Source organism: Scopulibacillus cellulosilyticus, assembly GCF_042665295.1.
In the GTDB taxonomy this organism is placed as follows: domain Bacteria; phylum Bacillota; class Bacilli; order Bacillales; family Sporolactobacillaceae; genus Scopulibacillus_A; species Scopulibacillus_A cellulosilyticus.
The window spans coordinates 33,850-60,572 of record NZ_JBHTCO010000013.1 but is presented as its reverse complement, the minus strand read 5'-3'; the positions used below and the strand labels follow the sequence as shown (position 1 = coordinate 60,572).

Genomic DNA, 26,723 nt, shown 5'->3' with positions numbered 1-26,723 from the left:
TTCGTAAAGTTAAATTTAAAGAAGCTATAAAATTAAATTTTAATAGAAATTTTTCGAAAATGTATGTGTGAAATCAGGGGAGGAGTTGTCTATGGGCAATCCAATTGATTGGCTCGAGAAAAAAGCCAAGCAGGCAAAATATAATCTGGAAGCTGACGCCATTGACGGCTTTACAGGTAATGTCCGCCAGGCGCTCGAATCATTTAACCAAGCAGCGAATCAATATGAACAAGGGGTTAATACCTATGGTTCGGATTGGGAAGGGGAAAAGAAGCAGCAATTTCTATCTCATCAACATGAATTAAATGCCACAAAGTTTGCCGCACATAACGTCGCAGAAGAATTAATCCAAGAGTTGCGCCGCAAAGCAGCAGAATACCGCCAAAAGGCAAGCCATGTGGATTAGGAGAACGCCATGGGACAAATTAAAGTAGAGCCAGACCGTCTGGAACAGCTTGCTGACAAGCTCGGTGATGCAAAAAGTTCATGCGGCGATGCATTATCGGCATTAAAATGGCATTTTACTTCCCTTATAGCCGAAGTAACAGACATCGAAGGGGGCTACGCAAGCTCTCTTCATCAACAATTAATCAACCATATTGAACATTATCAAGACCTTCTGGACCAATCTCAAGCTATTGTGAAAAGAACAGCAGCGCAGTTTCGTCAAGCAGATGAATCCGCACTGGGGCATATCTGGGATACAGTAGCAGAGGTCCTGCCTATTCATGACTTTCAGCGCTTATTTGGCGAGTATGATCCAGTCACCGGTGAAAAATTAGGCTTTGGAGACAGGCTTCTAGCCTTTGGCATGGTTGCCTCATCATTTTTCCCGCCGGCAAGAGGAGCCGGACTGCTTGTGAAAACCGGCATAAAAGGTGTTAAAATGATTAAGATGAGTGAAGAAGGAGCCAAGCTTTTTAAAGGGGTCAAAAATGTCCTTCACCCCAATCTCATCAAGAACGCCTTTCGCAATACCTTTCAAGCAGTCAAACACCAATCTCTCGGCTTAACAAATCAGATTGTTAAAAAGGTAGGAAACATCCGCCTCCCGCAGGTTTTACAACCGGAATTTGCGGGAATAGGGAAAGTGGAAACGACTGTCGGAGATGTCTTTAAAAGTGCTAAAGACACTATGATGAAGGCTGTTGGTAGAGAAGGCGGCGGTGGGGCTACTGCTCGGAGGGTTGAAGAAGGTTCAAGTAATTCTGCTATTCGATCAAGTAGCTTTGTAGGAAAAGTTGATGGGGTATCACGTTTAGATAAAATTGAAGTTAAATTTAAAAGAAACCCTAAGCATGATCCTGAAGAATTTGCTAGACAATTAAAGGCGCAGGAAGAAGGCATGAATAAACTTACAGTTGATCAATATTTAAGTAACAGAGAAAGATATTTAGAAAAAGGAAGAGCGCCTGAAGGAAATGCGGCTCAACAAGCAGCAAGAGAAGAAGCTCTAGCACAAAAAGTACATGAGTTACAACAAAAAGGCCTCTCTTTAAAAGAAGCTAAGAAAAAAGCATCTGAATGGATAAAAACCCAAGCTGCTTTACATAATCCAGACCAAATAGCTGGAGGGAACCCCTTAGATATTGGTGGATTAGGCGATAAAGCAATTAATTCTTCAATTGGTTCTCAATGGAAGCATAAAATTGGTGAAGTAGATCAAATGATTAGTAATTTAAGAAAAGGAATGACAGAAGAGCAGCAAAAGAATATTTATTTAAATGTTAAATTAAAACATTAGGAGAGGATTTTTGTGAATAATAAAGTTTTAAGTGATTTTATTTTAAATAATAATGTTACAAATGAACTTATTGATAAATATGAAGATAAACTACCTAAGGATTTGTTAGAAGTATGGAGAAATTATGGCTTTGGTAGTTTTATGAATGGTTATTTAAAAATAATTAACCCTGATGAATTTACGGAACTTGTTAATGAATCATATTTAAGAGAGAAAGATGCAATTCCGATTTTTTCAACAGGTATGGGTGATTTAATTATATGGTCAAATAATTATGTTAGATTATTAAATTATCGCCGTGGTATAGTAAAAACGATTTTATTTACTTTTGATTTCTTTTTTCAAAATATTAAGGATGAAGATTTTAGAATAGAAGATTTGGATTGGATGCCATATCAAGAAGCAGTTGAAAAAAATGGGATTCCAAAATACGAAGAATGCTTTGGATATGTTCCACTTTTGGGGATAGGTGGATCTGAAAAGGTAGAGAATCTTCAAAGGGTAAAATTAAAAGAACATATTTATTTAATAACCCAATTTATGGGGCCAATAGAATAAAATTAAAGCATATAATGCCACAGCTTTGTTTAAAAGTTGTGGCTGTTTTTAGATTATGAATGTAATATTAGTCATAAATTTGAAGGAGTAGAAGGAACTTATAAAGGAGTAAAAAAGGATATTAACTATGGAGAACTTTACTACGATAATTATAACAAATTTTTAGGGGAGCAATTGACCGAGAGGTGTTTAAAAATAATGAAGAAATGCCCAGTATACAAATTTTAAAGTATGAAAATGTATTTGAAGAATGCTTAGTTTATAATACACTTGGATTTAGTAAGTATGAAGAAATAGTAGGCGATAATGTTGAGGTTTCAATGGTAGTTGATGGAGCGTTTAATAGCGCAGGGTATATTCTTGCAAATGCGTTATTTTATTGTATTGGTTATCAAATGGAAATAGGGAGAGGATTGGCGATAAACGGTATTGAAAGTATTGATAAGGCATTTGTTCAAAAATACGATAAAAATGCAGTTTACTTTACTGAACCATTCGCTTTCCCGGAAGAATATAGCTACGTGCATACAGGAACCAAGGATAAAAATGGCAGAATATTGTTAGCGATTTATTTCACAGTCGGAATATGAATACTTTGTAAAATATGGAACTGAGAAGTTTGAGGATTTGCTAGAATTAAAGAACGTTGATCCGTTTGACGTTAGTAGAACATCTGCGGTTTGAGAATTATCCGTGTCGAACTACCCTGAACCAAATTTATTTAATATTTCTGATGAACAAGGAACAAGCGTTTTAAATGTATTTAATGGTATATATGATATGTATGATAACTTAGAAAAAGTTATAGACATATATGATTATAGATTTCCAAACCGCTTTATTCCGATAGGAGATGATCCGGCAAGTAACGTCATATGCTTAGGAACGAAAGAACCTTATTATGAAAATATTTATTTCTGGGATCACGAACAAGAATCCGAAAATCCAGATGATATGAGTAATATGTATTTTCTTTCAAGTAATATTAATGAATTTTTAGATAGTTTATATGATGAGAATGAATGAAAGGGAAGAAATTAATTGAATGAGAAAGTTTTAGGAAGGCTATATCAAGACATTTCAGAAACAGTAGTTGAAACTATTCAAGAGGAGTGGTCGAAGGTTTATTTGTATGGTGAAATTGTTGAGGGTTCTCAAACTTCATACTTTTATTACTATCCAGATGACAGTAATGAACCAGTGTATTGCCATGATATTCCTGAACTATTCCAGGTAAATGAGGAGCAATATAAAAAATTATGGCATCAACTTTTAGACTATCTTCAACAACTTTACAAAGAATTTAAGAACAATGATCAAGAACCTTGGACAAATTTAACAATGCTTTTTAACAGTTCAGGTAAATTTAAAATAGACTACAATTATGATGATATGACAAATGCCGATTCTCATGAAAGAAAAGTTATATGGAAATACAATTATCTGGGAATTTCACCTAAAAGTAATTCAGGAAGGAGAAAATTGGAAAACATTTAAATAGCATTAATAAAGATATTAAATAAATGGAATTTATTTGGTTAATAAACCTTGGCTGACTAATTTTTCAGCCAAGGTTTTAATATTAAATGGTCTAAATCACCCATATTGTAGTGTTTATTATTTTTAGTAAACATTGTAATAAAGGCTAGAGATAGAAAAAAGGTTTCTTCTAAAGTAAAAATATATTATGATAGTAGGTTGTTTCAGATCCTATTAAGTCTAATAATTTAGAGGTGTTAGTTATGGGAAAAGTATTTGAAGATTATTTTTCAGAGATTCAAGCAGATATGGTGGCTATTTGTTTAGAATATGTCGAAGATGAAGCAGACGAAATCTTTATATATTGTTCTTATGAACCAAAAATGTACTTTTTTGATGTTTTCTACAAAATTAATGGTAAGGTTGTTCATAAACATAAACTAAATGAGGTGGCAAAAGACCTTGATGGTCAAAATAATCAAGTATATGATGTTTCAAGAGAAAGACAAAAGGCTTTACTAAAAATAGGGATTGAAAATTTAAAACTTATCCAAAAAATGTGTAGAATTTAACCAGGAAATGCCTACAGAAATGAAGTTGCGTTATGATGTAAAGAAAAACAGTTTAAAAAGTCAATTTAGATATGATTTAGTTTATTCAAATGACGATGAACTATTACCCGATGACATTTTTGATTTATGGTTTGAAGAAGTAAAAAAAAGTGATTTGTAAAATGAGACCTTGATTGGCAAAATGCCTTTCAAGGTTTTTTGTTTATTGCGTGCCCAGCAAGCCGTTAATTGCTAGTCGGTGAAAGTCCGACCCGAGTAAGTGCCAAGACGCTCGGTAGTAGACAGGCAACTGGTGGAGAAATCCTAAGGTTGAAGCCCTGTGACAAAGTAACTTTATAGAGTGCGAACAACCTAGCAGGCCGTAACATCAAGTGAATCCTGCCGCCTCATCAAAAGAACCCTTAAAAGAGGACAAAGGGAAGTCGAGCCTGGGGTATATAGGCGAAGACCATGGAAGGTGTGAAGAACTTGGAAATCAGCACCGAAGAATCCCTTGGGGTAAAGGGATCGGCATGTTAGGAAAGTAGTGAACGGAACTGGGGATGCCCTCCTCGTCACTTTCTATTAGGGAAAGTAAAGCGGAAATCTATAAGCGATATGCGAAGTGATGGACGGACGAAAGGGAGTCGGAGGGGGTCATAGTACCAATGATGACAGCGACAACACAACGTTGTCTAGGGAAGGAGCCCTGCTTCGTTCATATGTTAGAAGGAGGTAAGAGTCAGTGAATGCCAAGAAAATGGCTAACTACATCAATAAAGCTAAAGCTCAAGAACTTTGGAAAACATTATACCTTTGTGCCAAGGAAAGTCCAACACGGCGATTCCATGCATTATATGATAAGATCTTCCGCCCGGATATTTTATGGGAAGCATGGCAAAGAGTGAAACGAAAGAAAGGAAGTGCAGGTGTAGATCATCAATCGATTGAACAGATCGTTTATGATTATGGTGAGAAGAAATTCTTGAATGAGCTTTACAAAGAGCTTAAAGAGAAAAATTATCATCCACAACCTGTACGAAGAACCTATATCCCGAAAGACAACGGAAAGAAACGACCGCTCGGTATCCCAACCATAAAGGATCGAGTAGCACAAATGGCGACTAAGATGGTAGTTGAACCAATCATTGAAGCAGACTTTGAAGGCTGTTCATACGGCTTTCGCCCAAAGCGTAATGCCCATCAAGCTGTTGCGAAAATACGTAAAGCAAGCCGGAAATGCTTTTGGGTAGTAGACGTCGATATCCAAGGGTATTTTGACCACATTAATCATGACAAGCTCATGGTGCTTGTGGAGCAACGGATTAGCGATCGCAGGGTACTTAAACTCATTCGCAAATGGTTAAAAGCTGGCATTATGGAGGAGGGAAAAGTCAGAAACCCCATCACTGGAACTCCACAGGGAGGCGTTATTTCTCCTCTCCTGGTAAACATTTATTTGAATATCATGGACAAACTGTGGGAAAAGAAATTTAGTGGTCTTGGGAAAATTGTTCGTTATGCCGATGATTTTGTCATCTTATGCCACACGAAAAAGCAGGCATTAGAGAGTATACAAGTCATTAAAGCAATAATGGATAAACTCGATCTTTCCATAAACCGAGAGAAGTCACGGTTGGTCAACATATGGGATGATAAAGAGGGGTTTGATTTTCTAGGATTTCATCATCGCAATTCCCAAAGAGAATAAAAGGCGGTAAAACATTATATGTCATGTCCCATATACCAAGTAAGAAAGCAATGAAGAAGATGCGGCTGAAGATTAAAGAATATACGAAGCTGCGAAATAAACTGTTCCTAGATATCAATGATCTGGTAAAGGGTTTAAATCGAAAACCCTCAAGGTTTCAAGAACTATTATTACCTTTCGCCAATGGCGAAAAGATGGCTTAACCGTATTGATTGGTATGTACTTGAGCGCCTAACACTTTTCAATAACAAGAAAAGAAATAGGCGTAACAAGCATGGACATATGAATGATGTTGTAAAGTCCATCAATCATATGATTGTGAAACTCGCTAGCTAGACACCGTAATGCCAAAGGGAGAAGAACGTCGGAAAGCCGTATGAGGGAAAACCTCATGTACGGTTTGATGAGGGGGAATTGAAAGTAAAAGAGACAGCGAAAGCTGTCCCTTTGAAATCAATTCTCTACTCTACTGCATACCTAGATCTGTTGATCACTAGTCGGATTGGGAAAAAAAAATTAAATGCCACAAAGTTTGCCGCACATAACGTCGCAGAAGAATTAATCCAAGAGTTGCGCCGCAAAGCAGCAGAATACCGCCAAAAGGCAAGCCATGTGGATTAGGAGAACGCCATGGGACAAATTAAAGTAGATCCAGACCGTCTGGAACAGCTTGCTGACAAGCTCGGTGATACAAAAAGTTCATGCGGCGATGCATTATCGGCATTAAAATGGCATTTTACTTCCCTTATAGCCGAAGTAACAGACATTGAAGGGGGCTACGCTAGCTCTCTTCATCAACAATTAATCAACCATATTGAACATTATCAAGACCTTCTGGACCAATCTCAAGCTATTGTGAAAAGAACAGCAGCGCAGTTTCGTCAAGCAGATGAATCCGCACTGGGTCATATCTGGGATACAGTAGCAGAGGTCCTGCCTATTCATGACTTTCAGCGCTTATTTGGCGAGTATGATCCAGTCACCGGTGAAAAAATAGGCTTTGGAGACAGGCTTCTAGCCTTTGGCATGGTTGCATCATCATTTTTCCCGCCGTCAAGAGGCGCCGGACTGCTTGTGAAAACCGGCATAAAAGGTGTTAAAATGATTAAGATGAGTGAAGAAGGAGCAAGCTTTTTAAAGGGGTCAAAAATGTCCTTCACCCCAATCTCATCAAGAACGCCTTTCGCAATACCTTTCAAGCAGTCAAACACCAATCTCTCGGCTTAACAAATAAGATTATTAAAAAGGTAGGAAACATCCGCCTCTCGCAGGTTTTGCAACCAGAATTTGCGGGAATAGGGAAAGTGGAAACGACTGTCGGAGATGTAGCTAAGAGCGCTAAAGATACTATGATGAAGGCTGTTGTTGGTGAAGGTGGCGGGAGTCCAGGGGTTGTACCAGCATCAAGGTTAATTTCTGGGACTCCTGGAAAAGTGAGTGGTGGAAGTTCAACAAAACTTGGGAAAAATTTAATGGAATCTATGGGATTACCACGTTCAAAGGGAATGGCCATCAGGCACAGCATATTATTCCATCTCAGATGAGGAATCACCCTATACTAAAGAAAATTGGTATGGACTTGGACGAGGCCTCAAATGGAATATTTTTACGTGAACCGGTTGACGATGTAAGTGCTATGTCACGACATAGAGGCTTTCATTCGGTATATAATAGAGTAGTAAAACGTGTTTTGGATAAGATGGATATCAATCAAAGTATAGATGATTTGCAAAATCAAGTTTATAATTTACAACAGAAGCTAAAACACCTTCAGGAAAAAGGAATGCCTTTGTATCCGAAATATGGTGCTTCAATTGACCTATGGGAAAGGTGGTTAAATAAATAAACTATGGTTCAAACACACCGTTAGTGGAAGAAGTTATTGAGTATATTAAAAATGGTAATTTACTCAAACAATCAGTACCGCATTTATTAAAAAGTGTAGAAATTGTAGATACACTTGATAAAGCAAAACGCTTTGCTTGGGAAGAAGTTTATGGTGATGAAGAGCTACTCTGGACGGATATTAGAGAATTAGAAATGGCGGAAGTTGATGCGGTTAGTTATGAGAAAGAAAACTTTGAAGAAGAAATGGATAATTTAGATAAATTACTTGATACTTTTACTAAGATCCTTAAAGTACGTCTTAAAGGTCCTTACCAAGAATTACTTGATGACATTGTTGCTGATCTACATAATTGTGCTATTAATAGGGCTTTAAACGGAAAACAAAACAACTTTTTTGAGCATCTATTTGAGATCTATAAGGCGGGGGGATGGCCATGTGGTTGGTATGGCAACTATCCAGAGGGTTCAGTTATAGCCTATATACCTGCAAAATAAATTGAAGAACAATTTATCCTTGAATGGATTTTATCCTTTCAAGGTTTTTATTTATATAAAATTTCTAATTATGATACGGTTAGGGGTAATTAAATGGAAACCGAGGTAATGGAAGAACTTTATCAAAGGGCAGCTAATTTAATAAATGATATTATACCTGAAAATTGGGATAAAGTTTATTTATATGCTGAAATAAATGAAGACGGTGGTCGTGTATTTTTCTATTATTATCCAATAAATGATAAGGTCCCCGTATACTCCCTAGATATAATAAATAGATTTTCAGTAGAAAAAAGTGAATTTGACGAATTGAACTATGATTTATTTGAGTGTTTTGATGAATTATGGGAAGAATTTAAGAGGAACAACCAAGAAGTTTGGTCAAATCTTATATTTATATTGGATAATACTGGGGGATTTGAAATAGAATACGGATATGATGACATCACAGATGCGGATCAAACTGAGATTCATACAGTATGGGCATATAGACATTTGGGATTAATCCCTCCGGAAGGAAGTTATAAAAGGGAGCTGTTGGATAATTATTTAAAGAATAGTAAAGGACAGGAATAATATAATGAATTCGGATGGGGCTGTTCAAAAAGTCATTCACCCTGACTTTTTGAACAGCCCCGTTTTTTATTAATGTAGGCTTTATAATTGATAGGTATAACCACTAGAAATAATTTAACTTCCTTTTGATAAAGTAAAAGACATCAAGGATACTCTTGAAAATGAGAATCAACAGGGGCTACGCAAACTCTCTTCATTAACAATTAAACAACCATATTGAACATTATCAAGATCTGATGGACCAGTCTTTAGCTGTTGTTAAAAGAACGGTAACGCAGTTTCGTCAAGCAGATGAATCTTGGTTCGGTCAATTGTTAGACATTGGAGCGGAAATCTTTCAAGCAGTCAAACACCAATCTCTCGGCTTAACAAATAAGATTGTTAAAAAGGTAGGAAACATCCGCCTCCCGCAGGTTTTACAACCGGAATTTGCGGGAATAGGGAAAGTGGAAACGACTGTCGGAGATGTAGTTAAAAGCGCTAAAGATACTATGATGAAGGCTGTTGGTAGAGAAGTCGGCGGGAGTGTTACTGTTCATAGGGCTGAAGAAAGTTCAAGAAATATTAGTAGGCCCAATGATGGTATAATAAGAGACGGCAGTCATATGGATGAAAGCGGAAGACTTAAGCCAAACGTGAAATATAAGACTGGTGAATATGAATATATATATAAAACAGACGAATTAGGAAGGCTTAATGAGTTTAATGCTGACAATTTAAAATTAACCGTAAGGGAAGAGAGGTTACCACATAAATCCAATACCCCGGGAAAGCAACCAGGTGACCATGCAGGACACTTGGCTGGTAATAGGTTTGGTGGCTCACCGGAATTGGATAATCTTGTATCACAATCTAGCAAAGTTAATTTGAGTAATTATAAAAAATTAGAAAACCAATGGGCGAAAGCAATTTCTAAAGGTAAAGAAGTTTCTGTTAAAGTTAAAGTGCATTATGATAGAAGTGAACTAAGGCCAAGTAGCTTTGAAGTGAAATATAAAATTGATGGTGCTGTTAAAAAGAGAGTATTCAGAAATTAGGAGTGATAATTGTGCCAAAAGTATTTGAAGATTATTTTTCTGACTTGCAAGCAGATATGGTTTCAATTTGTCTAGAGTATGTTAATAATAAAGCAGATGATATTTATATTTATTGCTCATATGAGCCGGAGATGTATGCTTTTGATGTTTTTTATAGAATAAATAATAAGGTTGTTTTAAAGCATAAGGTTAATGAAGCTATAACAGGAGAAAATAATAAGGAAAATACTATTTTTAATGTGTCAGAGGAGAGACAAGAGGCACTTTTGGATATTGGGATTAAAAGCTTGCAGGAAATTCATAAATATTGCAAAGAGTTTGGTAGAGAAATGCCAACAGAAATGAAATTGCATTATGATGTTAAACAAAATAGCTTAAAAGGACAGTATAAATATGACTTAGTTTACTCAGAGGATGATGAATTATTGCCAGATGATATTTTTGATTTATGGTATGAAGAAATAAAAAGCAATATTTAAAAAAGTTTAAAGTAAGCTTAAAGGCTAAGATAAAAAATTGGGCTGTCTCATAATTTTAATTTAAGTAATAATCCCCCGTCGAAACAACTCCCCAATTGCATGCGACCGATTTTGTGCACCGAGTTTTTTCATGGCTGTTTTGACATATTGCTTAACGGCTAATTCGCTGATTGACATTGAATCAGCCATTTCTATTGTGCTTTCTCCCCATGAAATTATCTTCATGACTTTAAATTCCCTTCTGCTTAGGGGCTGAGAATCTTCTAACCATTGGAGCTATGTAATACTTTTCCAACGAGTTTGCCGAAATGCGTAAGGAAATGAAACATTTTATCGTCAAAGATTGCTCGTTCTTTAAATCTTACCGTCTTTCAGCGGACCCCGCAGTATACTGTCCCAGCGAGAAATCATCCGTACGACCGGAGTTTATTCAGCAAACGAAAGGAATTTACAGTGAAATTAACCAGAAGATGAGCGAAACTTGGGGGCTCTGCCTTTTGAAAATAATGGCCGATCGGCGTTGGAAGATAAACCGGAAGAGCGCCGGAAAGTATATGAAGAAGCCTGGGAAAAAGGCGGTGAAGGCATTTTACTTTACAACAAACAATAATACAGGTTAATTTAACGGAATGAACAAAAGACGGTTATCGATATGATAATCGTCTTTTGCAGCTCGTAAAATTATTTGTTGGCCAATTTGTTGGCCAATTAGTGATATTATGTCAGTTAAACCGCCTTGGAATTATTCATTTAAAAATTTCTTAGCAATGTCCTTATAAAGCTTAATACTGTTCAAATATTCTTCAACCTCTACATATTCATCAGGCTGATGTGCTACAGAGGTATCTCCTGGTCCCAATACGATAATCGGGAAATGATTGTTTGATTGCATAAATTGGGAGCCGTCTGTATAACCGGTCATTCCTCCAAGTTCAGCTGAGCCGTAAATGGATTTTACAGCTTCCTGTACAAGTTTAACAAAAGGGGAATCTCCGGGTGTTCTCATCGGCGGCTGATCATTTAATATGCGGATATCCGCTTTAAGATCAGGATATTTGTTTTTTGTTGTGTCAATCACTTGTTCAAGCTGCTTAATAATTTTTTGATGATTCTGGGATGGGACAGTTCGGATATCGATATTTGTGCTGCATTGGTCAGGGACAACATTTGTGTTTGACCCTCCCCTGATAACATCTATGCTATATGTAGGACTGCCCAAAAGTTCATCTTCCTCATAGTCTAATTTAAATTGTTCGCTTAGAATCTGATGAATAATTTCATTCATGTGAACAATAGCATTAATGCCGACATCCGGCATCGAACCATGGGCTGTTTTACCATACGTCGTAATTTGCGGCCATAGGGCGCCTTTATGGGCAATTTTAATTTGATTTTGCGTCGGTTCAGCGATAATTAGGGCATCTAAATGATCAGCATAACCTCTATCAACGAGCTGTTTGGCACCTACAGCCCCCGCCTCTTCGCCGACAGTAGCTAATAATGTAATTTCACCGTTTAAAGGGAGACCTTCTTCTTTTAGAGAAATCATGGCTAAAACACAGGCAACAAGTCCGCTCTTCATATCACAAGCGCCGCGGCCGTAAATTTTCCCGTCTGCTTCTTCTGCGCCAAACGGATCATGCTCCCAGTCAATTTCACCAGGGGGTACGACATCCATATGGCCTGTCAGTCCAAGGGTTGGGCCGTCTGGGCTGTTAGTCCCTTTCAGACGCGCAATGAGATTTGTACGATTTTCGCTGTATTCGACAAGTTCTGTTTCAATGCCATACTGATCAAAAAGTGCTTTTAATTTATTTGCGACTAATGTTTCATCTCCGGGAGGATTAACGCTTTTAATTTTAATAATATCCTTAAGAATCGATTTGGCTTGTTCTTGGTCCATCTTTGATCACCTCAAGTTCAATATACCCTTTTGTTTTAAAAGATAATCTCACATTTGGGCCAGTGACTTCACAGTAAAAAAACAAAACTGTTATTTATAATGTATTTTTTTGGATAGGATAATGTATAGAATCAGTCTTTTGATTTTAAGGTGTAATTACAATATAATTGAAGTATTGTACAGCTCTCTAACTGGGCGGGAGCTGTCTTTTTGTGACGGCTACAAGAAATCAGGTGATGAAATTGAAAAGAGCAAGACTCATTTATAATCCAACATCCGGTCGAGAATTAATGAAAAAGAATTTACCATATATTTTAAATCGTTTGGAACGGGCTGGCTATGAAACATCGACACATGCGACATCCTGTGCAGGAGATGCAACAACAGGTGCACGCAAGGCTGTAGAACGCGGGTATGATCTTGTAATTGCTGCGGGAGGCGACGGCACGATTAATGAAGTTGTGAATGGGTTGGCAGAACAACCTTTTCGTCCTAAGCTCGCTATTTTACCAATGGGAACAACTAACGATTTTGCCAGAGCGATCAATATGCCCCGCCAAATTGAAAAGGCTTGTGACATTTTATGTGAAGGTGCAGAAATGCCTATTGATGTCGGTAAAGTAAATGATCGATATTTTATAAATATTGCCGGCGGCGGTAAGCTGACTGAACTGACTTATGATGTGCCTAGCAAATTGAAGACGATGCTTGGCCAAATGGCCTATTACTTAAAAGGGATTGAAATGCTGCCATCATTGCGTCCATTAAATGCACGGATTGAATATGATGGACGATTATTTGAAGGCGATATCATGCTTTTTTTAGTAACAAATACAAATTCCGTCGGCGGTTTTGAAAAATTAGCGCCGCAAGCCTCTTTAAATGACGGTATGTTTGACTTGCTTATTTTGCAAAAGACAAATTTGGCGGAATTTATTCGTTTGGCAACATTGGCCCTAAAAGGCGAACATATGAAAGATCCGAAAATTATTTATGCACAGGCTAACCGGATTAAAATTTACACCGAAGAAAAAATGCAATTGAATATCGACGGGGAATACGGCGGAGACTTGCCGGGCGACATGGTTAATCTCTACCAGCATCTGCAGCTTATCGTACCAAAGGAAACGGCGGAACGAAATACACAATGGGAACAGATTCCCGATACGATAGAACAATAAAATCAAAATGAAATTAATGAAAAGACGGTGAGACCAGTGGCCACACCAGTAAAAAAGAACGATATTATAGATGTCACATTCCATGACCTGACCCATGATGGTTCAGGCGTAGGGAAAATAGACGGCTACGCATTGTTCGTACCCAATGTACTGCCAGGAGAAAAGGCTAAAATAAAAGTCCTTAAGACGAAAAAAGGCTACGGGTACGGAAAGCTGCTCGAATTACAGACATCAAGCCCTGACCGGGTAGATCCGCCATGTGACATTTATGATCAGTGCGGCGGCTGTCAGCTTCAGCATCTAAGCTACGCGGGCCAATTAAATTATAAAAGAAACCAGGTAAAGGAAGTTCTTGAAAGAATCGGCGGACTAAAGGATATTCATGTCAAACCTGTTCTTGGAATGGATGATCCTTGGCGCTATCGTAATAAAGTTCAAGTCCCCGTGGGGGTAAAAGACGGCGAATTTATCGCCGGTTTCTACCAAAAACGCAGTCACCAAATCGTTGACATGGATCATTGTCTCATTCAAGACAGCCTAAACGATGAAGTCGTACAAAAAGTTAAGCAAATTGCCAAAGACTGCGGCATAGAGCCATACAATGAACAAACGCACCGCGGCATCTTGCGCCACATTGTTACAAGGATCGGACAAAATACCGGTGAGATCATGGTTGTTCTTGTCACGAAAACAGAAGAACTACCATTTCGAAAACGATTCATCAAAGAAATTCCTGAAGCGTTCCCGGAAGTCAAATCAATTGCCCAAAACATTAATTCGAAACGTACTAATACCATATTCGGAGAGAAAACGAATACCCTTTGGGGCCGTGAAGAAATATACGACACAATCGGGGATATCAAGTTTGCTATCTCAGCGCGGTCATTTTATCAAGTCAACCCCGTGCAAACGCATGTCCTATATAATCAAGCCTTAGAATATGCCGGCTTAACGGGCAAAGAAACAGTCATTGACGCCTATTGCGGCATCGGTACGATATCACTTTTCTTAGCGAAAAAGGCTAAACAGGTCTATGGCGTCGAAATCGTCCCGCAAGCGATTGAAGATGCAAAAATAAATGCGGAACTGAATGAACTTGATAATGTTACCTTTGAAGCAGGGAAAGCAGAGGAAGTCATTCCTGCTTGGTATAAACAAGGGATTAAAGCGGATGTTCTGGTTGTAGATCCGCCGCGTAAAGGCTGCGATGAAGCGCTACTTAATACAATGATTGAAATGAAGCCCGAACGGATTGTGTATGTCTCTTGTAATCCCTCTACATTGGCGCGGGATTTGAAGATATTAGAGGCTGGCGGGTTCAAGACGGTTGAAGTACAGCCGGTGGATATGTTCCCGCAGACGACGCATACCGAATGTGTCGTGCGGCTGGATTTAAAGTAAATACGCTCTTCCAAACAATAAATAAGAATAAAAGATAATCGAAGGTTTTCCGGTTTCCGGAAGCCTTCGTTTTTTATTTGGAGAAAAGGCGAAGAAGGCAGCTTGGTTTATTAATTCTTACTTATATTTTTTTTAGTATGATGAGGGACATTTCTCGATTCTCGAACCTAATTTTGTCTTTCATAATACGGATAAAGGACATTTGTTTCGTTTTTTTAACTTAGATTTGTCCTTCATAGCTTTAATGAAAGACACTTTTCTGATATTTATGCTAGTATTGTCTTTCACTGCTCAGATGACCTCTCTATTTTAAAAGGTTTATTTTTATGCAATCCTTTATATTAATAAGTCCAAATCATCTGTTCTTCACCACAAAACATTGTCTATTGGAAATAGATAGATAGAATGGTAATATAATGACGACGTAATTAAAAAGGACAATCCATATTAACTTTAAGAGGAGGGGGGGAGAAGAAGATGAAAAGGCTAATCGTAACCTTTGTTGCCATTCTCGTTGTATTTGCGGGATTTCATATAGTTGAACGGGCTCATGCTGCGACTACCAAAACAAAATATGTCACAGCCAGTGCTTTGAATGTTCGAAGCGGTCCAAGTACAAAATACAAAGTCGTTACCGTTATCAAAAAAGATCAATCTGTGAAAGTGACTCAGACGAGCGGCTCTTGGGATAAAGTTATAGTTGGAAGTAAAACAGGCTGGGCTTCTGGTAAATACCTAACCACGAAGAAGCCAGCAGCTTCAGAGAATTTAGCAGCGGGATTAAAAACAGTAGGAAGTAACAAGCAACTAATCCTTGTAACTTCTAACGGATATAATACATCTTCGGATGAAATTCATACATTTGAGAGAAATGCCAAAGGACAATGGGTGCCTGTATTAACAACAACAGGACATATTGGAAAATATGGATTCACCTCAAATATGAGTGAAGGCGGTAAAAAATCTCCAATTGGGAAGTATACAATTGGAACAGCTTTTGGCCGTAAAGGAAATCCGGGAACAAAATTACATTTCCGAAAAATCACAAGCGATGATGTTTGGGTGGATGACCCAAAATCCTCACTATACAACACATGGCAATCCCGTAAGAAAACACAAGGAAAATGGAAAAGCGCCGAAAATATGAATATCCCGGCGTATAACTACGGTTTCGTTATTAACTATAATACAAAACGCATTCCGTATAAAGGGAGTGCTATCTTCTTCCACATTGGAAGCAGTTACACACTCGGATGTACCGCGACATCTGAAGCCAATGTTGTGAAAATTTTAAAATGGCTGGATCCTAAAAAGAATCCAGTTATTATTCAAACGCCTATTCAGGAGTTAAACAAATATTAAATAAATAAACCTGCATTGGATCATATCTCCTTTGCAGGTTTGTTTGTAATCATTTTCTGATAGTTTTTTAGATCATTCATCAATATTTTACCTAATTTATTGTGGTTCATTGATTTTCTTATTTCATTTCTCAATGCCAAAGTATTGTTTCATTATTTCCTTGAATTCTTTGTCGGTAATCTCTTCCTTCTTTATCTTTCCGTCAATCCATTGAGTAAAGGAAGTATCAGTTAAAGTTACGCTTCCTAAGTCGGTTAGTTTAGCGATTAAGGGTTTTTTGTTAAAAGGAGACTTTGGATTCTTAACAATAATGTTCTGAACTTCATTCAATTCTGATCCACCTCTTACAGCTCGACTGGAGTCAAAGGTATAGCCGATTTTCCAGTCTTTGTCCTTATGTTTCAATTTTAATTCCAGATTATAATCTCCGTGGGCACTGTCCATTTTATTGACTCGGAATTCCCCATTGCTTGAGCTCACAATCCCACCGCTTAACGGGACAGGTTTTAATGGTAAATTCACACCAAAACCTGTATCAATCAAATAGGTATGTTTATCACGGGTCAAAAGAATAGTAACATGGGTCCTCCCAATTGTTATCCAATCTTGTATTGCATTATCGTATATCACACCGCGAAATAAGGACACGTTAAAACCATTTTCCGCTAAGAAAAAATAGAGAATGGTATTTAGATCATAACAAAGCCCGCCTTCGTTACTTACGAGGATTTTGTCAATCAAATAGTCTTTCGTAATATCACTTACCTGATTTGAAATGACACGCAGATTTTCGAAGGGAATGGTTTCAGCTGTCTTTTCAAGAATATGATCCAACGTTTCAAATGTTATTTTTTCATTTTGTGAAATCCCGATTTTTTTTCGGAATAATGCATTTAGCTTCCCCATTTTGCGGCCCCTCCTTTAAAGGATATTAATACTTATTTTTTGATTGAAGTAAGAAATAGGCTGCTTTCATTTTACAATTAAATGACATTCTTGGCTTTAATCAAACTATTGGTCCTTTTCTGCAACTTATGAATAAGTGATGTGCACTATACTTGACCATGTTTGAGTGTCGATAGAGGTACAGCAATCAGTACAAATAAAGTAACGATTATTACGGCTCCTTGGTGTAATGTTGATGTTTTTGATATTTCATGCAATCTGCAATCCACTTTACACAAATTTTACTTTACCTTTACATGTAACTCAAATGACATTGTTATGCTGAAATTGCAAATCAGAACATGGAGGGGTTACATGAGTAAAATGGATTTTGAGACTAAGTTATCGTTAGAAGAATACCAATTAGAAAATGATGTGAAAATTATTCCTCATCAGGATTATTACGAATTACGGGTACGAGGCATAAAATTAAGATTAACGCCTAAACAATTTGATCTTATTACAGGTGAAAAAAATACGAATTAATCACATTAAAAGACAATTTGTACTAAAAAAATTTTATACTTACCTGTTCTATTTTTTTGAACTTTTATTACTTAAGTCAATTCATTTATGAAATAAGTATTTTATTACCATTTGATATTTATTGAATACCGTTTAATTACATGCTAAAATAAACAAAAATACATTTCCTTTAAATTCGGTCCTGAGAGGCCAAAAAGGGCGGCAGTATGACTTAGTATATAATGAATGCAGATATATGCCCTTCTGTCCTCTTGGATAGAAGGGCTTTTTATTTTATATTTTTAACTCTTTTAAACATAGTCCAGCGAGGCTAGAAAGGAGAATGGAACGGTATGGATTATCGTAATAAAACAGTGGTAGCATCGGTCGCGGGTTTAACATTAGAGGGCATGGATATTATGTTTATTTCATTTGCCATGTCTTTAATCATCGCGAATTTCCATATTAATCTTGCGACAGGCGGTCTTATTTCTTCAATTACAAATATCGGTATGCTTGTTGGAGGAATGATTTTTGGGATATTGGCGGATAAGTTTGGCAGGGTAAAGGTTTTTACTTATTCAATACTTTTGTTTGCTATCGGTACAGCTTTGACAGGACTGGCTACAAATATCGGAGAAGTCTATGTGTTTAGATTTATAGCCGGGTTGGGTGCCGGCGGTGAGTATGGCATCGGAATGGCGCTTGTTGCAGAAGCGTGGCCAAAGAATAAGCAAGGTCGTGCTTCATCTTATGTCAGTATCGGCGCTCAATTTGGTGTTATTATCGCTGCATTGCTGAGTGCGATGATTCTTCCTGCCTGGGGATGGAGAGGCTTGTTTTTCGTGGGCGTTGTCCCAGTGATTTTTGCCTTTATTGTAAGACGTAATCTTAAGGAATCCCCTGAATGGGTGGCTGTTCAAAAACAAAAGCAACTTGCGCCAAAGCAAGAAAAGGGTAAGCTGATCCAATTGTTTAACACGCCGAGAACAGCATTTACAACGATTGCTTTAGCGGTAATGGCAACTGTACAAATCGCCGGCTATAATGGATTAATGATCTGGCTGCCATCGATGCTGCAGCAGTCACAGGGATTGTCTGTTTCAAGTTCAGCGCTTTGGACGATTAGTACATCAGTAGGCATGATTGCCGGGATGTTAACGTTCGGACAGTTTGCGGATCGCTTTGGTATCAAGACTTCCTATGGAATCTTTCTCTTAGCTTCAGCATCAGCGGTATTTTTGTACTCGTATGCTTCAGGCAGTGCCGGGGTATTGATTGGCGGGGCGATCGTTGGGTTCTTCTCAAATGGGATGTTTGCCGGATACGGAGCATTAATCAGCAAACATTTTCCTGTTGAAATCAGAAGCACTGCAACGAACACTATTTTTAACTTTGGCAGAGCGCTGGGAGGGTTTTCTCCAATTCTTGTCGGATATATCCTGCAGCACTTTAATATGGGTGTTGCGATGACCTACCTCGCTCTATTATATTGTGTATCCTTTGTCGCTATGCTTAGCCTGAATAAGGGAAAGTCTGAACAAAAACAAGAACAAAAAAACGGCGTTATGTCTAAAGCTGTTTAATTGATAAGGGCCATTCACTTTCATAAAGGGTGAATGGCTTTTTTGTTTGTGTCATAGGAGGAGTTAATTATACAAATGGAGATGATGACCTAAGTTTTTAAACTAAATTAATTTATCCTTGAAAATGATTATAATGAAATCGTTTTTTCAGTCATTGAATTTTATAATGAAAAAGATATAATCCAAAGAGAAATGAGTGGAAACATATTAGTGACTATTTACCTGTAATCGGCTCCAATTAAATAATAATTAAAGAAAGTTATTCAAGCAAAAAATTCTTTTTGGGATGAAATCAATACAAAAATAAAAGTCTGCTAGGGAAGTGTTATCATGGGAAAGAAAGTATTGTTAACAGGATTTGACGCTTTTGGCGGTGAGAAAATTAATCCGGCATTAGAAGCCATTAAGCGTTTAGACGGGAGAAAAATAGGGGATGTTACAATAGTTACTCAAGAAGTGCCGACTGTTTTCCGTCGATCAATTGAATTCGCTGTAAAAGCGATTGAAGAGCATCGCCCTGATGTAGTCATTTGCATCGGACAAGCTGGAGGAAGGTTGAAAATTACGCCTGAACGTATCGCTATTAATATTGATGACGCAAGGATTCCGGATAATGATGACAAACAGCCGATTGATGAACCGGTTGTCGAGGGCGGGCCGGCAGCGATTTGGTCAACACTACCTATCAAAAGAATTGTCCGTTGCCTTAAGGAGGAAGGAATCCCCGCCGCTGTTTCCAATACCGCCGGGACCTTTGTATGCAATCATTTATTTTATGGTGTGATGCATTATTTGCAAACAGAAGCACCTGACATTCGCGGCGGGTTTATTCATATTCCATATCTGCATGAACAAACAATTGATAAAGAAGCGCCGAGTTTAAGTCTTGATACGATTGTAAAGGGTTTGGAGATTGCAGCTGTTATGGCAGCAAATGAAAAAGATGATATTAAAGAAGTTGGCGGTGCGACACATTAAGTTTGTTATCTAGGATAGATGGTTAAATATGTTAACAGTAAAAAAGAGTTGCCGCTTTATATAGCAGCAACTCTTATTTTATACCAACCTTTTAAAATCAACCCGTTTATTAATTGCATACATAATCGGCGCACCGACAGCCATAACGACGAATTCCCCGATTGCGGTTGTTAACCATGTCCATAAGAAAGGCACATGAAAAGCTAAATGAAGTTCTAAAGCAATCAGAAACATAGTAATGGTAAAGACGACGGTATTCACCGCCATACGAACCCATATGTTTTTAATAAATCGTGCCAATATGATAGTTATGATTAACGAAATAACCGATTGCCCAACACCGAAGATGAGATCGTATGCGACCATTGGCGAAAAAAACAGGTTGGTTAAGATAACGCCTAAAACGATACCGAATATATATTTTTTATTGAAAACAACGAGATGGTTAAACATTTCCGAGATGCGGAATTGTATGACCTTAAATCCGAATGGCTGAATAAGCATTGAAACTACAATATACAATGCTGCTATAATCGCGTTTCCAACCAGTGTTTTTACCTTCATATCATTCTCTCCTTAGTTTTTTTACGTGGGAGGTTTTCGAACCACGTCGGGTAATACCCAAAGATATAATTATACTTATACATTGACATTTAGTCAAAAGACATTTAGCTAATACCATAGAATGTTATAATGAAAATTACAAAATATTAGAAAAGGAGGGCGTGTAAAGATGAGTAAATGCAATATCGATCATTCTTTTGAAGATGTCAGAAATAAGTTTTTGTCGCAATCAAGCTTTCTACCCGATGAAATCAATTCATTATTTAAGTCCTTTTTTACAAAAGAACAATCACAAGAGGTGCTCAATGAAATCTTTCACCTTTTAAAAAAGTATGATTTAGCCGCTGAAGGTGAACAAAACGATAGGAATGAAAAAATAGCGGCTATACTAAAAAATTGTTAACTTTATAATTCTGTAAGAAGAGTTCTTATCTAAACGTCGCATAACTTCGGCGTTTAGATTTTTTTGTAACTAATTTTTAACTTTTTAATACCCTATCGATGGTAAAATAAGTTGATCAAAATAGCTTGAAGTTTTCCAATACATTCTATAAGAATTTTGTGCCTTCCGCGACTTTATTGAAAGATTAACAGAGAATGATAGAAAAATGTTAAATACATACTCTGTAAGTATTTAAATACCAAGTTTTAAAAAAGTGGTGATGATCTTATAAACGTCGGAGATCAATAGTTTAGGAAATAATAAAACAAAATAATAAAAAGAGGGCCTTGTATGAGAAGAAAATCCAAGGAGATTAAAAGGCGCAGACGATTTATTGGATATAGCGTCGTCTATATTTTATTGCTTATCATAGCCGGGTATTTATTTCATCAAAAATTATCAGCTCATTCAAATGAAAGTGTCAGTGCCTCCGCTAAAAATGAGGAAAGTGAACATCAAACTAAAATTAAAAATAAAGCTGTTAATAAAACGAAGCCGTCGGGAAATCCGCCAGTAAATATTGTTAACAGCAAAAATATCGACAGTTATTTAAAATCCATTCATTTTAACGGTTCGGCCATGGTGGTCAAAGATGGTAAAGTTGTCATTGATAAAGGTTATGGTTTTGCTAATCGTGAAAAAAGGATTAAAAATAATTCAAATACAGTCTATTATATTGGTTCGATTACAAAATCGTTTGTTTCAACAGCACTGATGCAGCTTCAAGAAAAAGGGAAGGTAAACGTTCATGATTCATTGGCGAAATACCTTCCTAATTTCCCGCATGCTAATCAGCTAACACTCTTCGATCTTTTGACACATACTTCCGGTATCCGTGAAATTGATGAATCGCAAAAAAAGCTGACAAGAGAGCAGCTGATGCAGAAGATCGGGAAAAATGCGCAAATGTTAATGTTTGCTCCTGGAACAAGGTGGGCATATTCAGATTCGAATTACTCTATTCTTGGATATGTTGTTGAAAAGGTATCGGGGGAATCTCTGCACGATTATATACAGCAGCACATCTTTCAACCGGCAGGCATGAATCAATCAGGATTTGGTACACAATTTAAAAAAGAACCTTATCCATCGACCGGTTATAAAATCAAAAATGGAACAATGTATACACCTGCCATACCTGATTTCTCGCAGCTTTTCGGCTGCGGTGATATTTACACGACAGCGTCTGATTTGTATAAATTTGATCATGCGCTGGCATCTGGAAAACTTGTATCGAAAGAAAGTTACAAACAAATTTTCACACCATTTAAAGCAACATACGGTTTTGGATGGTATATTGATCCGGGAAGTGTCTCCTCACATGGTGTCTTACCGGGATGGAATGGCTTAAATAGCTATGGAAAAAGCGGAAAGGTCTATGTTGTTCTCCTATCTAATATTGAAAATAATATCAAATCATTTGGTATTGTAAATAATAATATTTACACAAAGTTGGCAAATGATCCTGCACTTTAAGGCGAGTGATGAACTCGTCTTTTTTTTATATTGACCGCAGTGTTCCCATACCGGAAGCATAGTTTCTTCCGGCAATAAGCACACCTGCCCCTCCTTTTACATATGACATAATGTATGGGCGAGTTAAGGAGGAGTAGGGATGATCACGGTTAATATCGGGAGTAAAGCATTTCAATTTCGCGGTGATTTAGAGTCTTATTTTCATCAGTTCCGCGAAAATATTATTGGCACCAATCAGATGTTCCAGTCTCCTTATGGCAAAAAGAAAATTATTTATTCAGATTGGACGGGGAGCGGCAGGTTATACCGTCCTATTGAAGAGAAGATTAGTAAAGTTTTTGGACCTTATATGGCAAATACCCATACTGAGTCCAATATCACAAGTTCGGTTATGACATTAGCTTACGGGCATGCTAAAAAAATTATTAAAGATCATGTTAACGCAGATAAATATGATGTCATCTTGTTTGACGGTTTTGGCATGACGTCAGTTATTAATAAACTTCAAAGATTATTAGGCTTAAAGGTACCGGAAAAATTAAAGAGTAAAATAAGTCTTTCTGAAGAAGAACGTCCCATTATATTTGTGACGCATATGGAGCATCACTCGAACCATACATCCTGGCTCGAGACGCTTGGGGATGTCATTATTTTAAAACCCGATTCAAGCGGAAGACCCAGTACCGATCATTTAGAGGAGCTTTTAAAGCAATACAAGGATCGAAAGTTTAAAATCGGTTCATTTTCGGCATGCTCTAACGTCACAGGCATTCAGGTTCCTTATCATCAATTTGCAAAAAAGATGCATGAACACGGCGGGATTTGCTTTGTTGATTTTGCTGCATCAGCGCCTTACGTTGATATTAATATGCACCCGGATGACCCCCTTGAAAAATTAGACGGGATATTTTTTTCGCCTCACAAATTTTTAGGGGGACCGGGTTCAAGCGGTGTTGTTGTGTTCGATTCAAGGCTTTATGTTAATCAAGTTCCTGATCATCCTGGCGGCGGAACAGTATTATGGACTAATCCCTGGGGGCAGCATCATTATTTTCCGGACATTGAAGCTCGCGAAGATGGCGGCACGCCCGGCATTTTACAAGGGATAAAAGCAGCCTTAGCGATTAAATTAAAGGAAAAAATGGGCATTGATAACATCATAAAAAGAGAAAAAGAACTCGTAGAAATCCTCCTGACATCTTTAAAAGAAATCCCCGATTTACATGTACTGGAAGACCATATGACAGACCGGTTAGGCATTGTGTCATTTTACGTTGACGGGATTCATTATAACCTTATTGTTAAACTGCTGAATGATCGATTTGGCTATCAGGTTCGGGGAGGATGCTCATGCGCCGGGACCTATGGCCATTATTTATATCATATTGACCAAAAAGCTTCTAAGCTTATTACAGACAAAATTGACAGCGGCGATTTAACAACAAAACCGGGCTGGGTACGATTTTCAGTCCATCCGACGACGACCAACGAAGAGGTATACGGATTTGTTCAGGCCATGAAATTAATCATTAAAAATATCGAGGAATGGAAAAAGGACTATAATTATGATCCGAAAAGTAATGATTACTTTTACATTAATCACAAGAGGGCCGATATGGATCAGATTTTTCGGCTTGAGGAGTAAAGGCCGTTCTATAATTTTTTTGAGATGTCAGGAAAAGCCGCTGAAGAGATCAGCGGCTTTTTGCATCCATAACTTAACAATCCCTTAACAAAAAGGCGGAAGTCACTTAATAAAGGCCATTTACACTTTAAGTGAAATGACCAATTTACTAAAAGAGGTGACTATTTTGTTAAGAATTAAAAAGAAAGCTAAGATGAATATTGCTCTGTCTTTGGCTGCTGTTGCGACGTTTACATTCAGTTATTTAACGGATGCGAATGCGAAGGGGCCCGTAAAACAAGAAAATGATCATGACAAAGCTAAAAATGTGATTCTTTTTGTTGGGGACGGTATGGGAGCAGCGCATCGAAATGCCATTAGACTTGCGACCGTTGGTAAAAAGGGAGAACTTGCCATGAATGAAATGCCATATGCTGGCATCGTTCATACGAGTTCAACAAGTCCAGTGACAGACTCTGCCGCAGCTGCAACAGCAATGGCGACTGGAGTGAAAACATATAACGGTGCTATTTCGTTAGATACCCGCAAAAAACCATTAAAAACGGTTTTAGAATCAGCAAAAGCACATGGTAAATCAACTGGACTGGTGACAACAAGCCAAGTCACTGACGCAACACCTGGAGCGTTTGGCGCTCATGTTGCTGATCGTTCTTCACAAAGTGATATTGCCAACCAATATCTTAAAAATAGTAAAGTAGATGTGATTTTAGGCGGGGGTGAGGATTATTGGTATCCCAAAGGCCAATCGGGTGCCTATCAAGATCATCCATCCGAAGATCCGACAGAAGAAAGTAAAGGGACCCAGGGAAATCTGGTTAATGATGCAAAAAAATTGGGTTATTCTTATGTGACAAACGCCAAAGAACTTAAGAAAACCAATAATAAAAAAGTGCTTGGTCTGTTTGCAAATGAAGAGATGTTCCAGCAAAAGCCTGAAGGCAAAGGTGATATTTATCATCCTTCCGTTTCTTTGCCTGAAATGACAAATAAGGCAATAGATACGCTTTCTAAAAATAAAAAGGGGTTCTTTTTAATGGTGGAAGAAGAGGCAACAGATGAGATGTCTCACGTTAACAATGCCAAACAAATGATTAAAGCCGGCCAACAGCTGGATAAAGCAGTAAAAGAAGCAAAGGCATTTGCCGGTAAACATCCCGATACTTTGGTTTTAGTTGCTGCCGATCATGAAACAGGCGGGCTTGCAATAGAGGATACAGATAACAAAGATGAATCCGGTGAAGGCATCTCCAAAGAAGATGGTCCTTTTAATGTTGCACATTCTAAGGATCAATTTATGATCGATTGGACAAGGACGGAACATACAGCGGATGATGTGCCGCTGACAGCAATGGGGAGAAACGCTCAATTATTCACGGGTACTTATGAAAATACCCATATTCATAACGCGCTTTTAAAAGCAATGGGACTGAAATAGTTTTACCTCAATCAGTATGACATATTTTAAAAGGGATTAAAAACAGTAACCAAACAGCATAAAAAATCTCCTTTTACAAAAAATAAAGTGACTATAATTATGGAGGTTATGGATATATGGAAGCCAAAAGGGTAAAACAAATTTTGTCCTCCCCGGCTGATATTGATGTTAAGTATCATGATGTCTCAGTATGGATTGATAAGTTAAATGAAGATGAAAGAACAGCTACCGTCCATTTACTGCACGGTCCTTTAGAAGAACATACAGTCGTAGAAATTTCGGAATTAGAAGAAGAACATACAATTACAGAGGTTTCAGAATAAGGTTTCAAGTAAAGCTGCCGGTATTAATGGCAGCTTTAATGTCATTTTTATAGTTTGTTCAAGTTGGGAATACTAGCGCTATAAAGGAGTGATAACTATGTCTGAAATCGCAAATTTAACTAACGAACAATTAAATAAAATAACCCATATGGAGAACGAGCTTGGTGTTATACTTGTCGCTTATGAGGATGATAAACATTCAAATAAAGAAGATGAGTATAAAAACAGTTTAAATAATAATGGAGCAGGTATATAACAGACCTTACGAAAAATCCCGCAAAGCGGGATTTTTATTATGGCTTGGCTTGGAATCAGCCAAGCTTTCTATTGGTTTTTCTTTCTTTTCTTATTGTTTTGCCTTTCTGCTTCGGTGAGCGGTTCGTTGGCAAATTCATGATCAAATTGCCGGGAGAGGTTCTTTCTTACTGCTTGTTCATCATTAACTTCAGATTTTAAATGCTTTTTCACATTTTTACCCATCGTAACACCTCCATGAACATATTTTGCTCAACTTTTCGAGAAGTCATGTAATGTACAAA

The 26,723-nt window shown here is 37.6% G+C and carries 31 protein-coding genes, 2 pseudogenes and 1 riboswitch; of the genes and pseudogenes, 28 read left to right on the top strand and 5 right to left on the bottom strand.

All coding sequences use genetic code 11. From position 1 onward, the window contains the following. The first annotated feature begins 91 nt into the window (after positions 1 to 91). The 15 genes and pseudogenes from ACFQRG_RS10920 to ACFQRG_RS10850 all read left to right on the top strand — a co-directional run bounded on the left by ACFQRG_RS10920 (position 92) and on the right by ACFQRG_RS10850 (position 10,478). Complete coding sequence (locus ACFQRG_RS10920) at positions 92 to 406, top strand: WXG100 family type VII secretion target (RefSeq protein ID WP_380965966.1); 315 nt, start codon at positions 92 to 94, stop codon at positions 404 to 406. Between the two features lie 9 nt (positions 407 to 415). Next, positions 416 to 1,744 carry a polymorphic toxin type 15 domain-containing protein gene (locus ACFQRG_RS10915; protein WP_380965965.1) on the top strand — a complete coding sequence of 443 codons (1,329 nt, stop codon included), beginning with the start codon at positions 416 to 418 and terminating at the stop codon, positions 1,742 to 1,744. Between the two features lie 12 nt (positions 1,745 to 1,756). Continuing rightward, positions 1,757 to 2,302 (top strand): T6SS immunity protein Tdi1 domain-containing protein, encoded by a 546-nt coding sequence (locus ACFQRG_RS10910; protein ID WP_380965964.1) that lies wholly within the window; start codon positions 1,757 to 1,759, stop codon positions 2,300 to 2,302. 120 nt (positions 2,303 to 2,422) lie between these two features. Continuing rightward, a pseudogene (locus ACFQRG_RS10905) lies at positions 2,423 to 2,986 on the top strand (suppressor of fused domain protein). Positions 2,987 to 2,995: 9 nt separating this feature from the next. Further along, the gene (locus tag ACFQRG_RS10900; protein ID WP_380965962.1) at positions 2,996 to 3,328 is read left to right on the top strand and encodes an SMI1/KNR4 family protein; all 333 of its coding nucleotides are present in this window, start codon (positions 2,996 to 2,998) and stop codon (positions 3,326 to 3,328) included. 15 nt (positions 3,329 to 3,343) lie between these two features. Beyond that, positions 3,344 to 3,799 (top strand): antitoxin YezG family protein, encoded by a 456-nt coding sequence (locus ACFQRG_RS10895; RefSeq protein WP_380965961.1) that lies wholly within the window; start codon positions 3,344 to 3,346, stop codon positions 3,797 to 3,799. A gap of 245 nt (positions 3,800 to 4,044) precedes the next feature. Then, positions 4,045 to 4,513: pseudogene (locus ACFQRG_RS10890) on the top strand (DUF600 domain-containing protein). A gap of 564 nt (positions 4,514 to 5,077) precedes the next feature. Beyond that, the gene (ltrA, locus tag ACFQRG_RS10885; protein WP_380965960.1) at positions 5,078 to 6,043 is read left to right on the top strand and encodes a group II intron reverse transcriptase/maturase; all 966 of its coding nucleotides are present in this window, start codon (positions 5,078 to 5,080) and stop codon (positions 6,041 to 6,043) included. A 414-nt stretch (positions 6,044 to 6,457) separates the two neighbouring features. Further along, complete coding sequence (locus ACFQRG_RS10880; protein ID WP_380965959.1) at positions 6,458 to 6,664, top strand: hypothetical protein; 207 nt, start codon at positions 6,458 to 6,460, stop codon at positions 6,662 to 6,664. Between the two features lie 9 nt (positions 6,665 to 6,673). Then, complete coding sequence (locus ACFQRG_RS10875; protein WP_380965958.1) at positions 6,674 to 7,270, top strand: pre-toxin TG domain-containing protein; 597 nt, start codon at positions 6,674 to 6,676, stop codon at positions 7,268 to 7,270. 313 nt (positions 7,271 to 7,583) lie between these two features. Beyond that, positions 7,584 to 7,889 carry an AHH domain-containing protein gene (locus ACFQRG_RS10870; RefSeq protein ID WP_380965956.1) on the top strand — a complete coding sequence of 102 codons (306 nt, stop codon included), beginning with the start codon at positions 7,584 to 7,586 and terminating at the stop codon, positions 7,887 to 7,889. A gap of 23 nt (positions 7,890 to 7,912) precedes the next feature. After that, complete coding sequence (locus ACFQRG_RS10865; protein WP_380965955.1) at positions 7,913 to 8,386, top strand: hypothetical protein; 474 nt, start codon at positions 7,913 to 7,915, stop codon at positions 8,384 to 8,386. A gap of 93 nt (positions 8,387 to 8,479) precedes the next feature. Then, on the top strand, positions 8,480 to 8,962 hold the full coding sequence (locus ACFQRG_RS10860) for an antitoxin YezG family protein (RefSeq protein ID WP_380965954.1): 483 nt from the start codon (positions 8,480 to 8,482) through the stop codon (positions 8,960 to 8,962). Between the two features lie 236 nt (positions 8,963 to 9,198). Next, positions 9,199 to 9,999, top strand: a complete 801-nt coding sequence (locus ACFQRG_RS10855) for a DNA/RNA non-specific endonuclease (RefSeq protein WP_380965953.1) — start codon at positions 9,199 to 9,201, stop codon at positions 9,997 to 9,999. 11 nt (positions 10,000 to 10,010) lie between these two features. Then, complete coding sequence (locus ACFQRG_RS10850; RefSeq protein WP_380965952.1) at positions 10,011 to 10,478, top strand: DUF600 domain-containing protein; 468 nt, start codon at positions 10,011 to 10,013, stop codon at positions 10,476 to 10,478. Positions 10,479 to 10,538: 60 nt separating this feature from the next. On the opposite strand, the gene ACFQRG_RS10845 is transcribed toward ACFQRG_RS10850, so the two are convergent. Then, the gene (locus ACFQRG_RS10845) at positions 10,539 to 10,703 is read right to left on the bottom strand and encodes a LuxR C-terminal-related transcriptional regulator (protein WP_380965951.1); all 165 of its coding nucleotides are present in this window, start codon (positions 10,701 to 10,703) and stop codon (positions 10,539 to 10,541) included. 256 nt (positions 10,704 to 10,959) lie between these two features. Here ACFQRG_RS10845 and ACFQRG_RS10840 point away from each other — a divergent pair, with 256 nt between their 5' ends. Further along, positions 10,960 to 11,088 (top strand): hypothetical protein, encoded by a 129-nt coding sequence (locus ACFQRG_RS10840; protein WP_380965950.1) that lies wholly within the window; start codon positions 10,960 to 10,962, stop codon positions 11,086 to 11,088. A 132-nt stretch (positions 11,089 to 11,220) separates the two neighbouring features. Here ACFQRG_RS10840 and ACFQRG_RS10835 read toward each other — a convergent pair whose 3' ends face one another. After that, positions 11,221 to 12,381, bottom strand: a complete 1,161-nt coding sequence (locus tag ACFQRG_RS10835; RefSeq protein ID WP_380965949.1) for an ArgE/DapE family deacylase — start codon at positions 12,379 to 12,381, stop codon at positions 11,221 to 11,223. 242 nt (positions 12,382 to 12,623) lie between these two features. Between ACFQRG_RS10835 and ACFQRG_RS10830 the strand changes: the two genes are divergently transcribed. The 3 genes from ACFQRG_RS10830 (at position 12,624) to ACFQRG_RS10820 (ending at position 16,325) form a co-directional block, all read left to right on the top strand. After that, positions 12,624 to 13,562, top strand: a complete 939-nt coding sequence (locus ACFQRG_RS10830) for a diacylglycerol kinase (protein ID WP_380966046.1) — start codon at positions 12,624 to 12,626, stop codon at positions 13,560 to 13,562. Positions 13,563 to 13,598: 36 nt separating this feature from the next. Next, positions 13,599 to 14,963 carry a 23S rRNA (uracil(1939)-C(5))-methyltransferase RlmD gene (gene rlmD / locus ACFQRG_RS10825; protein ID WP_380965948.1) on the top strand — a complete coding sequence of 455 codons (1,365 nt, stop codon included), beginning with the start codon at positions 13,599 to 13,601 and terminating at the stop codon, positions 14,961 to 14,963. Positions 14,964 to 15,440: 477 nt separating this feature from the next. After that, complete coding sequence (locus ACFQRG_RS10820; RefSeq protein WP_380965947.1) at positions 15,441 to 16,325, top strand: SH3 domain-containing protein; 885 nt, start codon at positions 15,441 to 15,443, stop codon at positions 16,323 to 16,325. Positions 16,326 to 16,448: 123 nt separating this feature from the next. On the opposite strand, the gene ACFQRG_RS10815 is transcribed toward ACFQRG_RS10820, so the two are convergent. After that, on the bottom strand, positions 16,449 to 17,231 hold the full coding sequence (locus tag ACFQRG_RS10815) for an arylamine N-acetyltransferase family protein (protein WP_380965946.1): 783 nt from the start codon (positions 17,229 to 17,231) through the stop codon (positions 16,449 to 16,451). A 354-nt stretch (positions 17,232 to 17,585) separates the two neighbouring features. On the opposite strand from ACFQRG_RS10815, the gene ACFQRG_RS10810 reads away from it, so the two are divergent. The 3 genes from ACFQRG_RS10810 to pcp all read left to right on the top strand — a co-directional run bounded on the left by ACFQRG_RS10810 (position 17,586) and on the right by pcp (position 20,299). Then, entirely contained in the window at positions 17,586 to 17,756 is a 171-nt protein-coding gene (locus ACFQRG_RS10810) for a hypothetical protein (protein ID WP_380965945.1), read from the top strand. Positions 17,757 to 18,088: 332 nt separating this feature from the next. Next, entirely contained in the window at positions 18,089 to 19,321 is a 1,233-nt protein-coding gene (locus tag ACFQRG_RS10805) for an MFS transporter (RefSeq protein WP_380965944.1), read from the top strand. A gap of 330 nt (positions 19,322 to 19,651) precedes the next feature. Then, positions 19,652 to 20,299, top strand: coding sequence for a pyroglutamyl-peptidase I (gene pcp, locus ACFQRG_RS10800; protein ID WP_380965943.1), 648 nt, complete (start codon positions 19,652 to 19,654; stop codon positions 20,297 to 20,299). 78 nt (positions 20,300 to 20,377) lie between these two features. Here pcp and ACFQRG_RS10795 read toward each other — a convergent pair whose 3' ends face one another. Further along, complete coding sequence (locus ACFQRG_RS10795) at positions 20,378 to 20,863, bottom strand: QueT transporter family protein (RefSeq protein WP_380965942.1); 486 nt, start codon at positions 20,861 to 20,863, stop codon at positions 20,378 to 20,380. Between the two features lie 6 nt (positions 20,864 to 20,869). Beyond that, positions 20,870 to 20,914: riboswitch (PreQ1 riboswitch) on the bottom strand. A gap of 118 nt (positions 20,915 to 21,032) precedes the next feature. Here ACFQRG_RS10795 and ACFQRG_RS10790 point away from each other — a divergent pair. From ACFQRG_RS10790 to ACFQRG_RS10765, 6 genes are all read left to right on the top strand, one after another. Beyond that, positions 21,033 to 21,266 carry a hypothetical protein gene (locus ACFQRG_RS10790; protein ID WP_380965941.1) on the top strand — a complete coding sequence of 78 codons (234 nt, stop codon included), beginning with the start codon at positions 21,033 to 21,035 and terminating at the stop codon, positions 21,264 to 21,266. 330 nt (positions 21,267 to 21,596) lie between these two features. After that, on the top strand, positions 21,597 to 22,781 hold the full coding sequence (locus ACFQRG_RS10785) for a serine hydrolase domain-containing protein (RefSeq protein ID WP_380965940.1): 1,185 nt from the start codon (positions 21,597 to 21,599) through the stop codon (positions 22,779 to 22,781). 139 nt (positions 22,782 to 22,920) lie between these two features. After that, complete coding sequence (locus ACFQRG_RS10780) at positions 22,921 to 24,426, top strand: aminotransferase class V-fold PLP-dependent enzyme (RefSeq protein ID WP_380965938.1); 1,506 nt, start codon at positions 22,921 to 22,923, stop codon at positions 24,424 to 24,426. Positions 24,427 to 24,619: 193 nt separating this feature from the next. Next, positions 24,620 to 25,861: an alkaline phosphatase gene (locus ACFQRG_RS10775; protein WP_380966045.1), complete on the top strand. Its 1,242-nt coding sequence runs from the start codon at positions 24,620 to 24,622 to the stop codon at positions 25,859 to 25,861. A 116-nt stretch (positions 25,862 to 25,977) separates the two neighbouring features. Beyond that, on the top strand, positions 25,978 to 26,184 hold the full coding sequence (locus ACFQRG_RS10770) for an H-type small acid-soluble spore protein (protein WP_380965937.1): 207 nt from the start codon (positions 25,978 to 25,980) through the stop codon (positions 26,182 to 26,184). A gap of 97 nt (positions 26,185 to 26,281) precedes the next feature. Then, positions 26,282 to 26,440: a hypothetical protein gene (locus ACFQRG_RS10765; RefSeq protein ID WP_380965935.1), complete on the top strand. Its 159-nt coding sequence runs from the start codon at positions 26,282 to 26,284 to the stop codon at positions 26,438 to 26,440. Between the two features lie 68 nt (positions 26,441 to 26,508). Here the strand turns inward: ACFQRG_RS10765 and sspO are convergent, their stop codons facing one another. Continuing rightward, positions 26,509 to 26,664 (bottom strand): small acid-soluble spore protein O, encoded by a 156-nt coding sequence (sspO, locus tag ACFQRG_RS10760; RefSeq protein WP_380965934.1) that lies wholly within the window; start codon positions 26,662 to 26,664, stop codon positions 26,509 to 26,511. Positions 26,665 to 26,723: the final 59 nt, after the last annotated feature.